Source organism: Streptomyces sp. KPB2 (genome assembly GCF_003950055.1).
GTDB classification, from domain to species: Bacteria; Actinomycetota; Actinomycetes; order Streptomycetales; family Streptomycetaceae; genus Streptomyces; species Streptomyces salinarius.
Genome location: NZ_CP034353.1, coordinates 940,397 through 954,726 on the forward strand (window position 1 = coordinate 940,397; position 14,330 = coordinate 954,726).

Below are 14,330 nucleotides of genomic sequence, written 5' to 3' on the forward strand. Positions count from 1 at the left end.
CCTGATACAGGGTGACTTGAGTACCCCTCGACTCAGGCGCCGGTGGCGGGCCGGACGGCACCATGACGGCCATGACCGCACGCTACTGCTCGCTGCCGCGGCAGCCCGCCCCCGTGCTCGCACCGGGGCTGGCGGCCGAGCGCGTCGCCGCGCTCGTCGGCGGGCAGCGGATGTGGGTCAACGGAACCGTGCTGCACTACTGCTTCCTCGGGGGCGACGTCGACACCTCGGTGGTGCCGATGCCGGGCGCCGGCCGGCCCCGGCGGGGTTCGTGGATCGGGACCGAGGAGCAGCGGAACGTGGTGCGCGACTGCTTCCGGGAGTGGCGGGACCTCGGCATCGGGCTCGACCTCACCGAGGTCCGCGACCGGTCGGAGGCGGAGCTGCGCATCGGCTTCGAGCCGGGCGACGGGTCCTGGTCGGCGGTGGGCAAGGACGCGCTCCGGGTCGGTCTCAACGACCGTACGATGAATTTCGGCTGGGACCTGACCGCCCCGGGCGAGCGTGCGACGGCCCTGCACCAGATCGGGCACGCGCTCGGGATGCTGCACGAGCACCAGAGCCCGTTCGCCGGCATCCTCTGGGACGACGAGGCCGTCTACGCCGAGCTGGCGGGCCCGCCCAACCACTGGAGCCGGGAGCGGACCTTCCACAACATTCTGCGCAAGCTCGACGGCGACGAGGCCAACGGCCCGGTCTGGGACCCGCAGTCGATCATGGAGTACCCCTTCTCGTCGGGTCTGATACTGGAGCCCGAGCACTACCGTTCCGGCCTGCACCCGCCCGGTGTCCTCTCCGCCGCCGACAAGGAGTTCGCCCTGCGCTGGTACCCGCCCACCGGCCGGCCCGGTCCGCTGGTGCCCTTCCGCTCGGTGCCGCTGGGTCTCGGTCCCGGTGAGCAGGCCGACTTCCGGGTGGATCCGCCGGAGACCCGCGAGTACACCGTGGGCACCTTCGGCGACAGCGACGCCGTCGTCGTCGTCTTCGAGGAGCGGGACGGCGTGCCCCGCTACTTCGCCGGACAGGACGACGGGGGAAGCCCCCGCAACGCCACGATCAGGGCCCGTCTCGTCAAGGGCCGCCGCTATGTCGTCCGGGTGCGCCTGTACTCCTCGTGGGGTGCGGGCGAGACGGCGGTCATGTACTGGTGACCGCACGGCTCGCAGACGCCCGGGCGCCGTGGCCGTGAACCGGCGCCGGGGGCCGGCCGCGGAACGTCTCCTTCGGGGGAGGGCGGACGTTCCGCGGCCCACGCCGTGTCCGCCGCTGGGGGGCGGCGGACACGGCCATGCGTTAGCGGGGACTCGCCGGACGGAACCGCTGCCCCAAGTGAAAAGGGCCTCCGCGAGCTTCCGCCCGCGAAGACCCTTCGCACACCGTCGGGACGACAGGATTTGAACCTGCGACCCCTTGACCCCCAGTCAAGTGCGCTACCAAGCTGCGCCACGTCCCGGTGCGCGATCCGTGTTCTCCGTGATCGCGCTGGTCAAGCCTACCCCATCCGGTGATCACATGACGAGACGGCTTTGCGCCGCCTCGCCCACCGGGCGTTACCTCGCACGGTGCGTACCGAAAGAACTCAGCGAACAGATCGAAACGAACCCCTCGGCGACGACGTGAGCGGCGACCGCTCCGCGCGGCGTGCCGTCACCGTCTTCCCGGTCCTGGTCCTCCTGGCCGGCGCCCTCGGCCTGCTGCTGCCCGGGAGTTTCACCGGGTGGGGGGAGGCAGTGCCGTACCTGCTGGGTGTCGTGATGTTCTGCATGGGCATCACCATGACCCCGGAGGACTTCCGCGGGGTCGTGCGGCGTCCCTGGGCGGTGGCGCTGGGGCTGGTCGCGCACTACGTCATCATGCCGGGGCTCGGCTGGGCCGTGGCCCACCTGCTCGACCTGCCCCCGCAGCTCGCCGCCGGCGTGATCCTGGTGGGCTGCGCGCCCAGCGGTACGGCGTCCAACGTGGTGACCTACCTCGCCCGCGGCGACGTCGCCCTGTCAGTCTCGGTGGCCACCGTCTCCACGCTGGTCGCCCCGCTGGTCACCCCGCCGCTGACGCTGCTGCTGGCCGGCGAGTACCTCCCGGTGGACGCGGGGTCCATGGTCACGGACATCCTCAAGACAGTGCTGCTGCCGGTGCTCGCGGGCGTCGTCGTACGGCTCCTCGCGGGACGGTACGTGCAGCGGGCGCTGCCGGCGCTGCCCTGGCTGTCCGCGCTGACCATCGCCGTGATCGTGGCGGTGGTCGTGGCGGGCAGCGCGGACGCCATCAAGTCGGCGGCCGGGCTGGTCTTCGTCGCGGTCGTGCTGCACAACGGCCTCGGACTCGCCCTCGGTTACGGCGCGGGGCGCCTGGGCCGGCTGGGCGAGCCCGGCAGCCGCGCGATGGCCTTCGAGGTCGGCATGCAGAACTCCGGCCTCGCCGCGTCGCTGGCCACCGCGCACTTCAGTCCCCTCGCCGCCCTGCCGGCCGCGGTCTTCTCCGTCTGGCACAACGTCTCCGGCGCGGTGGTCGCCGCGTGGCTGTCGCGGCGGGGGCGGTGACCTGCGGTCGGCTGAGCGGGGGAGCGCCGTTTCGCCGGGGGCGGTGGCCGGGCGCGGGTGCGTTGTGGCTGGTCGCGCTCGCGCGGCGGAGCCGCAGGTTGTCACAGCCCGGCGCCTCTTCCAGGGCGCTTCAGTGGGGCCGGTGGCCCTCGTGCGCAGGGTCGCTGCGCCGATGAAGACCATGGACGAGAAGCCGGCGACGAGGAGGACGACGACGACGGACGGCCGTAAGGACGGTGATGTTTGTCCTGTCAAACGGTTGACATGATGCGGGCGCCCGCCCAGGGTTGCCGGGACAGATCACGTGGACAGCACATGGACAGACCACGCTGGACAGATCACGGACGGATCCGAAGAGGTGCTCGCATGGTGGACGCGCTCGGTGTCGCGGTCGTCGGTTTCGGCTGGATGGGACGGGTGCACACCCAGGCGTACGCCCGCGTGCGGCACCACTACCCGCACCTCGCGCTGCGCCCCGAGCTGGTGACGGTCGCCGAGGAGGTGCCGGGACGGGCCGAGGAGGCCGCCGCGCAGTTCGGATTCGCCTCGACCACCCGCGACTGGCGCGAGGTGGCCGCGGACCCGCGCGTCCGGGCGGTCAGCATCACGGCGCCGAACTTCCTGCACCGCGAGATCGCCGTGGCGATGGCCGAGGCGGGCAAGCACATCTGGATCGAGAAGCCGGTGGGGCTGACCGCCGGGGACGCCCGCGCGGTGGCGGACGCGGTGGCCAGGGCGGGGGTGCAGGGCGCGGTCGGCTTCAACTACCGCAACGCGCCCGCCGTCGAAGCGGCCCGCGACCTGATCGCCGCCGGGGAGATCGGCACCGTCACCCACGTCCGCATCCGGCTCTTCAGCGACTATGCCGCCCACCCCGAGGGCGCTCTGACCTGGCGGTTCGAGCGGGAGCGCGGCGGCTCCGGGGTGCTCGGGGACCTGGCCTCGCACGGTGCCGACCTGGCCCGGTTCCTGCTCGGCGAGATCTCGTCCCTGGCCGCGGACACGGCCGTCTTCCTGCCCGAGCGGGCCCGCCCGACCGCGGCCACGGCCGGTCACTCCCGGGCGGCGGGCGGCGAGCCGGGACCGGTCGAGAACGAGGATTACGTCGGCTGCCTGCTGCGCTTCGCCTCCGGCGCCCGCGGGGTCCTGGAGGCCTGCCGGGTCTCGGTCGGCGAGCAGAACAACTACGGCTTCGAGGTGCACGGCACCACGGGCGCCGTGTACTGGGACTTCCGGCGCATGAACGAACTGGGCGTCAGCCGCGGCACGGCGTACCAGGACCAGCCGGTCAGCACGGTCTACGTCGGCCCCGGGCACGGCGAGTTCGCTGCCTTCCAGCCGGGCGCGGCCAACGCCATGGGGTACGACGACCTGAAGGTGGTGGAGGCCCACCGCTTCCTGCGCTCGATCGCGGAGGGCACCCCGTACGGCGCCACCCTGACGGACGCCGTGCGCAGCGCGGCCGTCCTGGACGCGATGGCGCGCTCGGCGGAGCGCGGCACCTGGGTCGGTCCCGAGCTGGCCGGGTGACGGCGCGGCGCGGGCCGGCCCGCGCCGCGCCGGGCCGGAATTTCACGAGTGTCCCGCCGTCACCCCCTCCGCGTCTCCCTCTCGAGGAGGGCTCGGAAGGTGCCCGGGGGCCGGCCGGTGACGCGCTGGACCGTGTCGGTGACACGGTCCTCCGCGCCGTCGGCGATGGCCCGGTCAAGGCCGGCCAGCATCGCGGCGAACTCCCTCGGCACCTCTGCCGCGAGGCGATCGCGCATCTGCTCGTAGGACAGACGGCAGTGGGTCACCGACCGACCGGTGACCTCGGTGACGACCGCGGCGATGTCGTCGTGGCTGAGCGCCTCGGGGCCGGTGAGGACGAGATCGGTGTTGGGGGCCTGCTCGTCGGTCAGGGCGCGGACGGCGACGGCCGCGATGTCCTCGGCGTCGACGAAGCCGACCCGACCGCTCGCGGTGGCGGTCCGGATGACGCCGTCGTCGCGGATGCCGCGCGCGTGCGCGTGCGTGCCGGTGAAGTTCTGCATGAACCACGAGGGCCGCAGGACCGCCCACTGCCCGAAGAGTCCGGGCAGGGCCCGGTGCACCGTTCCGACCGCCGGGCCGCCCTCCGGGATGGCCGAGGAACTCAGCAGGACCGCACGCCGCACGCCGGCGGTGCGGGCCCGGCGGAGGAACGGCAGCATGGTCGCCGCGGGGTCGGAGTCGCCCACGGGCGGTACGAGGTAGACGCGGTCGACGCCGTCGAGGGCGGCCGCGTGGGTGGCGGGGTCGTACCAGTCGAAGCGGACCGGCTCGGCGCCGGCGACCGGGACGGCCCGGCGGCTTGCGGCCCTGACGCGGTGGCCCGCGGCCGTCAGTTGTGCGGCGCTGCGGCTGCCCGTGGTGCCGGTGGCACCGATGACCAGTGTGGTGCCGCCGGCGGTCATCGGCCGCTCCCGGTGAAGTCGGCGCCGGGCTGCTGGGCGGCGAGGGGGTTCCAGTAGTCGCGGTAGGAGGTGATGCGCCCGTCCCGGACGGTCACGACGGCGATGTAGGTCATGTCGAAGGGAGCGCCGCTCTCCACCAGTCGGCCGACGCCGCGCATCTCGACCACGATGGTCTGTGGATCGGTGGTCTCGTGGATTCGCAGATCGGGGAAGTCGTGCAGGTCGATGTGGTCGGGATAGTGGCGCATGTAGGCGGCGACGGCCTCCCGGCCCTCCAGGCGCCTCGGCCGGCCTTCGGGGGCGAAGGGGAACTCCATGAGTCCGTCCTCGGCCCACAGGGCGACCCACGCGGGGATGTCCTTGTCGAGCAGCAGTCTCAGGCTGTGGCGGTACAGGTCCGCCGGGGAAGTCGGTGCGGACATGGGTATCCTGTCTCTCGGAAAATCCGGACCTCTGGTCCGCTTTGACGATACGGACCGTGGGTCCGCTTTGCAAACGGAGGTGGCATGCCCGAGCGCACGCCTCGCAAGGACGCCGCCCGCAACCGGGAGGCCGTGCTCGCGGCCGCCGACGCGCTCTTCGCGCGCTGCGAGAGCCCCGAGGACGTCACCATGGCCGGTATCGCCGCGGCGGCCGGCGTCGGCAAGGGCACGCTCTTCCGGGGCTTCGGCGATCGCGCCGGGCTGCTCCGCGCGCTGTACGAGGCACGGCTCGAACCGGTCAGGCAGGCCGCCGAGACCGGCCCCCCGCCCCTGGGCCCGGCGACCCCGCCGCGGGAGCGCGTACCCGCCCTGCTCGATGCCGTCCTGTGCTTCAAACTCGACAACCGGCGCCTCGCGCTGGCCCTGGAGGAGGACGGGAGCAGCAGCCCGTACCGGGCGGAGCACTACGAACGGTGGCACGGCCTGCTCCGAGCCGTGCTGGAGCAGATCCCCGGCCTGACCGACAGCGACTTCACCGCCCACGCCCTGCTCGCCGCCACACGGGCCGATCTCGTCGAGCACCTGGCCGGAGCGGAGGGCGTGCCGCGGGAAAGGCTGCGGTCGCAGTTGGCGAACTTCGTCACCGGCGTCCTGGCCTCCGGCCCACCGCGAGGGCGCACCGCCGGGGAGTGACCGACCGGGAGCCTCCCGTCCGGGCGGAAGGCCGCGCCGCTACCGGTGACTTCCGTCCGGGCACGCTCCGAGCGGCATGTTGTGCGGGGTGACGACCTGGATCGCCGACGGCCGCGCCGGACCGGCGGGCGGCAGGGCGCCGTGGGCCCGCATCACGTGGCGGCAGGCCTCGCGCAGATCCTGGCGCAGGTCGTGGTGGAGGACGACGGACAGCCGCCGCTCGCGCAGCAGCCGGGTGTTGTCCTGGTCGAGGTCGTGGGCGACGAACACGTCGCAGGGGCGGCCGAGATCCGCGAAGGCGCGCAGGGTGGCGATGTTGCCGCCGCCCATCGAGTAGACCGCCCGGATGCCGGGATCGCGTTCCAGCGCGGCGCGGACCAGGTCGTACTGGGTGGCGTCCAGGCCCTGCCCCTCGGCGATCTCCACGAGGGCCCGCGCCGGGTGGCGGGCCCGCATGACGCCGCGGAAGCCCATCTCGCGCTCCTCCTCGTTGCGGAAGAAGCCGCTGCTGAGGCTGGTGAGGACGTTGCCGGGACGGTCGCCGAGCCACTGACCCATGAGGTAGGCGGCGGTCGCGCCCGCCGCCCGGTCGTCGATGCCGACGTAGGCCACCCGGGTGCTGGCGGGCAGGTCGGTGGCCAGGGTGACGACGGGGACGCCCGCGTCGGTCAGCCGGCTCACGGCGGCCACCACCTCGGGGACGTCCGGGGCCTTGAGGATCACCCCCTGGGAGCCGCGCCGGGCGATCCGGTCCAGGGTGTCGGTCAGCTCACCGGCCGGGCCCGTCTCGCGAAAATGGAAGCGGCAGCGCACCACGGCGGGGTGCAGGGCGGGCAGTTCGGCCTCCAGCGCGGTCCGTACGGCGGTGGAGAAGCGTTCCGGCGCCTGCATCACGATGTCGCACATGAACGTGCGGCCGACCAGCCGGACCTGGGTGCGCTGGCGGTCCAGGTCGGCGATGGCCCGGCGCACCTCGTACGCGGTGCTCTCGCGCACTCCGCCGCGGCCGTTGAGCACCCGGTCGACGGTGGCCTCGCTCAGGCCCGCCTGACGTGCGATCTCCCGGATCGGGAAGGGGTGCCCCATGACCGGCTCCTCGGCTGCGTCGGCGCGGCACGTCCTGAGGGGTTTTTGATGGCCGCCTGCTGGTTGTTCGACACGTTTGTCAGGACAAGAATGACAGCACCGGGTCGCCCCTGTCAGCGAAAGGACGACGATGTCCGCAGCGCCCGTCGCCGCCCACCGTGCCCCTCTGTCCGAACGCGACTGCGATCTCGGTGCCTTCCGCGCCCTCGTCGAGCAGCCGACCGACCCGGCCGTGTACCCGAGGGCCGCCGCCGTGGAGCGGAACGTCCTCCTGTACGACGCCGGAGGGCTGCGCGACGACGCGGGGACGGCGGCCGAACTCGTCCACGCCCTCGCCGACGGTCCCGGCATCGTGGTCCTCAAGGGCGCCTTTCCGGACCCGGCGGTGGTCGACCGGGCCACCGCGGTGTTCGACACGCTGATCGACGAGCAGCGCGCCTCGGGTGCCGCCGCCGGGGACCACTTCGCCGCGCCGGGGGTCAACGACCGGGTGTGGAACGCCCTGGAGAAGGCGGCCCTGCACGACCCCGAGGCGTTCGCCGAGTACTACGCCAACGACGCCCTGTCCCTGGTCGCCCGGGCCTGGCTCGGCCCCGGCCACCAGGTCACCTCCCAGATCAACGTGGTCAACCCGGGCGGCGCCGCCCAGACCGTGCACCGGGACTACCACCTCGGTTTCCTGTCCGCCGGGGCCGCGGCGGCCTACCCGGCGCACGTGCACCGCCTCTCCCCCGTGCTCACGCTCCAGGGCGCGGTCGCGCACTGCGACATGCCCGTGGAGTCGGGGCCCACGTTGTACCTGCCGCACTCGCAGAAGTACGAGCCGGGCTACCTGGCCTGGCGGCTGCCGGAGTTCCGGGCGTACTTCGAGGCGCACCACGTGCAGCTGCCCCTCGCCAAGGGCGACGCGGTCTTCTTCAACCCGGCCCTGTTCCACGCGGCGGGCGCCAACCGGTCGTCGGGCATCCGTCGCATGGCCAACCTGCTGCAGATCTCCTCGGCGTTCGGCCGCGCCATGGAGACCGTGGACCGGGAGGCGGTGGTGAACGCCGTCTACCCGGTGCTGCTGAGGCGGAAGGCCGAGGGCGCGGGCGAGCGGTGGCTGGAGCAGGTGGTCGCCGCGAGCGCGGAGGGATACCCCTTCCCCACGAACCTCGACCGGGACCCGCCGGTCGACGGACTGGCCCCGCCCTCCCAGGCGGACCTCGTACGGCGGGCGCTGCGCGAGGAGTGGACACCCGAGGCGCTGCGCGCGCAGTTGCGGGCGGGCCGCGAACGACGAGAGAGCCGGTGAACGGGACCGCGGGGGGCACGGACCCCGGCGCGGACACCCACCACCACCCCACGCAAGGAGCAACGGAGCACATGCGTATCGGAATCCTCGGCCTCGGCCGCATCGGTGCCTTCCACGCCGAGACCCTCGCCGGACTCGACGCCGTCGACTCGCTGGTCGTCGCCGACCCGTTCGCGGACGCCGCGCGGGCCGCCGCCGAGCGGTTCGGCGCCGAGGTCGCGGACTCCCCCGAGGCGGTGCTGGCCGCGGGGGTGGACGGTGTGGTGATCGCGGCGGCGACCGACGCCCATCCGGGTCTGATCCTCGCCGCCGCGGAGGCCGGCGTGCCGGTCTTCTGCGAGAAGCCCGTCGCCCGCACCATGACGGAGGGCGTCGAGGTGCTCAAGGCGCTCGCGGGCCGGGACGTGCCGGTCCAGATCGGCTACAACCGCCGCTTCGACGCCGGGTTCGCCGCCGCGCGGGCGGCCGTGCTCGGCGGTGAGCTGGGCACGCTGCACACCGTACGGTCGACCACGCTGGACCCGGCGCCGCCGCCCGCCGCGTACGTCGCCGCCTCCGGGGGCATCTTCCGGGACTGCTCGGTGCACGACTTCGACATCATCCGCTGGGTGACCGGGCGTGAGGTGAGCGAGGTGTACGCCGTCGGCGGCAACCGTGGCGCCGACTTCATCCGGGCGGCGGGCGACGCGGACACCACGGGCGCCATCCTCACCCTGGACGACGGCACCATCGCCGTGGTCTCCAACAGCCGCCACAACGCCCGCGGTTACGACGTCCGCATGGAGATCCACGGCTTCGACGACTCGATCGCCGTCGGCCTGGAGGACAAGCTGCCGCTGCGCTCGGTGGAGCCGGGCACGACCTTCCCGGCCGGCCCGCCGCACGACTTCTTCATGGACCGCTTCGCCACCGCCTACCGGGCCGAGCTGACCGCGTTCACCGAGGTCGTCGCCGGTGCGCGCACCTCCCCCTGCACGATCGAGGACGCGCTGGAGGCGGGCTGGATCGCCGAGGCGTGCACCCTGTCGCTGCACGAGCACCGTCCGGTGACGATCGCGGAGGTGCGGCGGGGCTGAGGGGGCGCGGGCCCCTGCGGGCCGGCGGGCTGCCCGGTCAGCTCGCCGGCTCGCTGATGTTCACCATCCAGGGGACGCCGAACCGGTCCGTGCACATGCCGAAGACGTCGCCCCACATCTGCTTCTCCAGGGGCACGGCGACGGAACCGCCGGCGGACAGCTTCTCCCAGTAGCCGCGCAGCTCGGCCGCGTCGTCGCCGCTGAGGCTCACCGAGAAGTTGCTGCCCGGCCTGTACTCCATCCCGGGCGGGGTGTCGGAGGCCATCAGGGTGAAGCCGCCCGGGGTCTCCAGCATGGCGTGCATGACCTTGTCGGCGTACGCGGGGTCCGGCATGCCGGACTCGCCGAAGGTGTTCAGCGCCAGGCTGCCGCCGAACACCTGCTCGTAGAACTCCATCGCCTGTCGGGCGTCGCCGTCGAAGCTGAGGTACGGGTTGAGACGCGAGGTCATGACTGCCTCCCGGAACGGGACGAGGTGCGGTTGTCGGTGCTCGCACGCTAGCGCGCGGCACTGACAACGGCCCGCCGAGCGGTGCACCGGCGGTACCCTGCCCGCCGGTGGGGCCGCTTCAGGCGCCGCAGGACCGCAGGAACTTCCGGGTGCGCACCGCGATGGGCAGCGGCTTGTCCGGCTCGCAGGGGTACATGTCCTGCTCGACGATGGCGAACAGGTCCACGCCGAGTTCCTGGGCCGCCGTGAGCACCGGGCCCAGCTCCGGCACGCCGCCCGGCGGCTCGCACATCACGCCGCGCTGTACGGCCGGTCCGAACGGCACCCCGCCCTCCCGCACGCCGGCGAGGATCTCCGGGTCGACCTGCTTGAGGTGGAGGTAGCCGATGCGCTCGCCGTACGTCTCGATCAGCTTGACGCTGTCCCCGCCGCAGTAGGCGTAGTGGCCGGTGTCCAGGCAGAGGTTGACGAGGTCGGAGTCGGTGGCGTCGAGGAAGCGCTCCACGTGCTCCTCGGTGTCGATGTGGGTGTCGGCGTGCGGGTGGACGACGATGTCCAGGCCGTAGGTGTCCCGCACCTCGCGGCCCAGGCGTTCCATGCCCCGGGTGAGGTGGGTCCACTGCTCGCCGGTCAGCTCCGGCGGCTCCAGGATCTCGGCGGTCTTGTCGTCGCGCCAGAAGGACGGGATGACGACGAGGTGCTTGGCGTCCATGGCCCGGGTCAGGGCGGCGACGCGGCCGACCTGCTCCCAGGTGGCGTCCCATTCGGAGGGGCCGCGGTGCAGCCCGCAGAAGATGGTGCCCGCGGAGACCTTGAGGCCGCGCCGGGTCACCTCGTCGGTGAGCCGGGCCGGGTCGGTGGGGAGGTAGCCGTAGGGGCCCAGCTCGATCCAGTCGTAGCCGGCCTCGGTGACCTCGTCCAGGAACCGTTCCCAGGGCACCTGCCGGGGGTCGTCGGGGAACCAGACGCCCCAGGAGTCGGGGGCCGAGCCGACGCGGATGCGGTCGAGGGCAGAGGGCATGCTCAGGCCTTCCCTTCGGCGGTGCCGGATGCGGTGCTGTCGGATGCGGCGCTCACGGTCTTGTCGGTCCTGTCGGCACTGTCCGGCGCGGATGCCTCCGCCGCATCCGGAGCGTCGTCCGGGAGGGCGTCCACGTCGACGCCGCCGACCTGGGCCAGTTCGTGCTTGAGGGCGGCGAGTTCCGCCCCGCCCGCCATGTGGTTGGTGAGTTCCTCCAGCGTGATGTCGGCGCGGGCGGCGCTCAGTTCGAGGGTGCCCAGGCGCAGCACGCTGAAGTGGTCGCCGACCATGTAGGCGTGGTGGGGGTTGTGGGTGATGAAGACGACGCCCAGGCCGCGCTCGCGGGCGGCCGCGATGTACTTGAGGACCACGCCGGACTGCTTGACGCCGAGGGCGGCGGTGGGCTCGTCGAGGATGAGGACGCGGGCTCCGAAATAGACGGCGCGGGCGATGGCGACGGACTGGCGCTGGCCGCCGGAGAGGGTACCGATGGGCTGTTCGAGGTCGTCCAGGACGATGCCCATGTTGCGCAGTTCCTCGTCGGCGGTCCGCTTCATGCGGGCGATGTCGAGGCGGCGCACGGGCCAGGGGCCCTTGGTGATCTCGGAGCCGAGGAAGAAGTTGCGCCACACCGGCATCAGCGGGACGGTCGCGAGGTCCTGGTAGACCGTGGCGATGCCCCGGTCGAGGGCGTCGCGCGGGCTGGCGAAGCGCACCGCCTCGCCGTCGACGAGGAACTCGCCCTCGGTGTGCTGGTGCAGCCCGGAGATGATCTTGATGAGGGTGGACTTGCCGGCCCCGTTGTCACCGAGCACGCAGGTCACCCTGCCGGGGTGGACGGCGAGGTCGACACCGTGCAGGGCGCGGATGTTGCCGTAGGACTTGCCGGCGCCGCGCAGCTCGACGAGCGGACGGCCGTGCTCGGGTGCGGGGTCGGCGAGAACGGCGCCGTGGGTACCGGGGGTCCGGGCGGTCCCGGGGGTCTTGCCGGTCATTGCGGTCACCTCCTGGTCGCGGCGCGGCGGACGTACAGGTTGATGAGGACGGCGCCGAGGAGCATCGCGCCGAGGAAGGCCTTGAACCAGTCGGGGTTCCAGCCCGCGAAGACGATGCCCTGGTTCACCATGCCGAACATGAAGGCGCCGAAGACCGGGCCGATGGCGGAGCCGTAGCCGCCGGTGAGCAGACAGCCGCCGATGACGGCCGCCGCGATGTAGATCAGCTCCTGGCCGACGCCCTCGCCGGACTGCACGGTGTTGAAGGAGAACAGCTGGTGCATGCCGACGAACCAGGCGCCGAAGCCGACCAGCATGAACAGCGTGATCTTGGTGAAGGTGACCGGCACGCCGACCGCGCGGGCGGACTCCTGGCTGCCGCCCACGGCGAAGATCCAGTTGCCGTACTTGGTGCGCAGCAGCACCCAGGTGGCCAGGGCGGCGAAGACCAGCCACCACACGACCGTGATCTTCACCTCGACGCCGCCGAGGTCGAAGGACGAGGCGAACAGGGCCTTGGCCTGGTCGAAGCCGTCCATGTCGCTGATGTCGTCGGTGGCGACGTTGCCGGTGACGAGCTTGGTGACGGCGAGGTTGACGCCCTGAAGGATCAGGAAGGTGGCCAGCGTCACCAGGAAGCTCGGCAGGCCGGTCTTCACCAGCACCCAGCCGTTGAAGGCGCCGACGGCCAGCGAGGCCACCAGCGCGACGATCACGCCCATCCAGACGTTCACGGTCAGCTGGTAGCTGAGCATGCCGGCGGTGAGCGCCGAGGTGACCACGGCGACACCGGCCGACAGGTCGAACTCGCCGCCGATCATCAGCAGGGCGACGGGCAGCGCCATGATGCCGATGGTGGACGACTGGTACAGCACCGTCGCCATGGAGCCGCCGTCGCGCAGCGTGGGCGCGGCGATCAGGAAGAACACGAACACGGCGACGGCGCCGAGGAAGACCCCGACCTCGGGCCGGGCGAGCAGCCGCAGCGCCACGTGGCGCTCACGGGTCCGCCCGTCGGTCTCCTTGGGGCCGGGGGCCGGCGGTGTGGTCACCGCCGGCTCGGCCTGGCCGGCCATGCTCATCACCGGGTGCCCTTCGAGGCGAACTCGGCGACGGCCTTGACGTTGGACTTGTCGACGAAGGCCGGGCCGGTCAGCACCGGCTGCTCACCGCCGCCGCTGTAGTTGCCGTTGTTCTTGTAGAGCCACAGTCCGTCGACCGCCAGGTAGCCCTGGAGGTAGGGCTGCTGGTCGACGGCGAACTCGATGTCGCCCTTCTCGATGGCGCCGGTCAGTTCCTTGTTGAGGTCGAAGGTGGCGACCTTGGCCTTGCTGCCGGACTCGTCCACCGACTGCACGGCGGTCATGGCGAAGGGGGCGCCGAGCGTGACGAGGTGGTCGATGTCGCTGCTCTGCTTGAGCTTGGCGGTGATGGTCGACTTCACCGAGGGCATGTCGGTGCCGTTGACGTAGAGGTTCTCGATGGACCCCTCGAAGGTCTTCTTCACGCCGTCGCAGCGCTGGGTGAGACCGACGTTGCCCTGCTCGTGGATCACGCAGACGGCCTTCTTGGCTCCGTCCTCGTTGAGCCGCTTGCCGAGCGCCTCGCCGGCCACGCTCTCGTCCTGGCCGAAGAACTCCATCAGGCCGAGCTTCTTCCAGTCCGCCAGACCGGAGTTGAGCCCGACCACGGGTATGCCGGCCTTCTCCGCCTTGGCGAGGACGCCGCGCAGGGCGTCGGGCTTGGCGAGCGTGACGGCGATGCCGTCGACCTTCTGGTCGATCGCGTTCTGCACCAGGTTGGCCTGGTTGCCCGCGTTCGGGTCGGCGGAGTAGACGAGCTTGACGTTGTCCTTGTCGGCGGCGGCCTGGGCGCCCTTGCGGACGATGTCCCAGAAGGTGTCGCCGGGCGCCTGGTGGGTGACCAGGGCGACGGTCATGCGGGGGGTGTTCGCCTTGCCCGCGGAGGCGCCCGAGTCGCTCTCCTCGTCGGCCTTCTTCCCGCCCGAGCTGCTGGAGCAGCCGGCGAGGGTCAGGGCCGCGGCGGCGGCGAGGGCCACGGCGGGGGCGAATCTGCGGGAGCGGGCGTGCGAAGAGCGGTCCATCTTTTCCTGCACCTCACTGTGCGACTGTGCGACGGGAGAGCCGTGTGCCTGACCCGAGTGCCAGACCCGAGAAGAATGGCTGTTGCTGCGCTGGGACCGGATACAAGTCCTTGAGACGCCCACTGTCAATACTTTGTCAAGACATCATTTCACTCACAGGTCCGAATGTAAGTACAAAGTCTTGACAGCGTCGTCCAGGAGTCATACACCTGG

14 protein-coding genes and 1 tRNA gene are annotated in these 14,330 nt (G+C 72.1%); 6 read left to right on the forward strand and 9 right to left on the reverse strand.

The features are described 5' to 3' along the window. The first annotated feature begins 71 nt into the window (after positions 1–71). A complete protein-coding gene (locus D1J63_RS04125; RefSeq protein ID WP_125627765.1) occupies positions 72–1,151 on the forward strand; it encodes a hypothetical protein in 1,080 nt (359 codons plus the stop codon). A 228-nt stretch (positions 1,152–1,379) separates the two neighbouring features. Here the strand turns inward: D1J63_RS04125 and D1J63_RS04130 are convergent. Then, positions 1,380–1,453 (reverse strand) — tRNA-Pro (locus D1J63_RS04130). A gap of 109 nt (positions 1,454–1,562) precedes the next feature. Between D1J63_RS04130 and D1J63_RS04135 the strand changes: the two genes are divergently transcribed. Together D1J63_RS04135 and D1J63_RS04140 are read left to right on the forward strand one after the other, a co-directional pair. Next, positions 1,563–2,540 (forward strand): bile acid:sodium symporter family protein, encoded by a 978-nt coding sequence (locus D1J63_RS04135; RefSeq protein ID WP_125627766.1) that lies wholly within the window; start codon positions 1,563–1,565, stop codon positions 2,538–2,540. Positions 2,541–2,906: 366 nt separating this feature from the next. Then, positions 2,907–4,070 (forward strand): Gfo/Idh/MocA family oxidoreductase, encoded by a 1,164-nt coding sequence (locus tag D1J63_RS04140; protein WP_125627767.1) that lies wholly within the window; start codon positions 2,907–2,909, stop codon positions 4,068–4,070. A 59-nt stretch (positions 4,071–4,129) separates the two neighbouring features. Here the strand turns inward: D1J63_RS04140 and D1J63_RS04145 are convergent, their stop codons facing one another. Further along, positions 4,130–4,975, reverse strand: a complete 846-nt coding sequence (locus D1J63_RS04145) for an NmrA family NAD(P)-binding protein (protein ID WP_125627768.1) — start codon at positions 4,973–4,975, stop codon at positions 4,130–4,132. Next, positions 4,972–5,397, reverse strand: coding sequence for a nuclear transport factor 2 family protein (locus D1J63_RS04150; RefSeq protein WP_125627769.1), 426 nt, complete (start codon positions 5,395–5,397; stop codon positions 4,972–4,974). Before D1J63_RS04150 ends, D1J63_RS04145 begins: the two co-directional genes overlap by 4 nt. Before the next feature lie 84 nt (positions 5,398–5,481). On the opposite strand from D1J63_RS04150, the gene D1J63_RS04155 reads away from it, so the two are divergent. Then, positions 5,482–6,090, forward strand: coding sequence for a TetR family transcriptional regulator (locus D1J63_RS04155; RefSeq protein ID WP_125627770.1), 609 nt, complete (start codon positions 5,482–5,484; stop codon positions 6,088–6,090). 39 nt (positions 6,091–6,129) lie between these two features. On the opposite strand, the gene D1J63_RS04160 is transcribed toward D1J63_RS04155, so the two are convergent. After that, positions 6,130–7,176, reverse strand: coding sequence for a LacI family DNA-binding transcriptional regulator (locus tag D1J63_RS04160; protein WP_125627771.1), 1,047 nt, complete (start codon positions 7,174–7,176; stop codon positions 6,130–6,132). Between the two features lie 130 nt (positions 7,177–7,306). On the opposite strand from D1J63_RS04160, the gene D1J63_RS04165 reads away from it, so the two are divergent. Together D1J63_RS04165 and D1J63_RS04170 are read left to right on the forward strand one after the other, a co-directional pair. Then, a complete protein-coding gene (locus D1J63_RS04165; RefSeq protein WP_125627772.1) occupies positions 7,307–8,470 on the forward strand; it encodes a phytanoyl-CoA dioxygenase family protein in 1,164 nt (387 codons plus the stop codon). Positions 8,471–8,541: 71 nt separating this feature from the next. After that, positions 8,542–9,546 carry a Gfo/Idh/MocA family oxidoreductase gene (locus tag D1J63_RS04170; protein WP_164712712.1) on the forward strand — a complete coding sequence of 335 codons (1,005 nt, stop codon included), beginning with the start codon at positions 8,542–8,544 and terminating at the stop codon, positions 9,544–9,546. Positions 9,547–9,583: 37 nt separating this feature from the next. On the opposite strand, the gene D1J63_RS04175 is transcribed toward D1J63_RS04170, so the two are convergent. From D1J63_RS04175 to D1J63_RS04195, 5 genes are all read right to left on the reverse strand, one after another. Beyond that, the gene (locus D1J63_RS04175; protein WP_061441149.1) at positions 9,584–9,997 is read right to left on the reverse strand and encodes a VOC family protein; all 414 of its coding nucleotides are present in this window, start codon (positions 9,995–9,997) and stop codon (positions 9,584–9,586) included. Between the two features lie 118 nt (positions 9,998–10,115). Further along, positions 10,116–11,018 carry a sugar phosphate isomerase/epimerase gene (locus tag D1J63_RS04180; RefSeq protein ID WP_125627774.1) on the reverse strand — a complete coding sequence of 301 codons (903 nt, stop codon included), beginning with the start codon at positions 11,016–11,018 and terminating at the stop codon, positions 10,116–10,118. A gap of 2 nt (positions 11,019–11,020) precedes the next feature. Continuing rightward, positions 11,021–12,013 (reverse strand): ATP-binding cassette domain-containing protein, encoded by a 993-nt coding sequence (locus D1J63_RS04185; RefSeq protein ID WP_125627775.1) that lies wholly within the window; start codon positions 12,011–12,013, stop codon positions 11,021–11,023. Positions 12,014–12,018: 5 nt separating this feature from the next. Next, on the reverse strand, positions 12,019–13,095 hold the full coding sequence (locus D1J63_RS04190) for an ABC transporter permease (RefSeq protein ID WP_164712713.1): 1,077 nt from the start codon (positions 13,093–13,095) through the stop codon (positions 12,019–12,021). After that, entirely contained in the window at positions 13,095–14,117 is a 1,023-nt protein-coding gene (locus tag D1J63_RS04195) for a sugar ABC transporter substrate-binding protein (RefSeq protein WP_125627777.1), read from the reverse strand. The genes D1J63_RS04190 and D1J63_RS04195 overlap by 1 nt, the downstream gene beginning before the upstream one ends. Between the last annotated feature and the right edge of the window lie 213 nt (positions 14,118–14,330).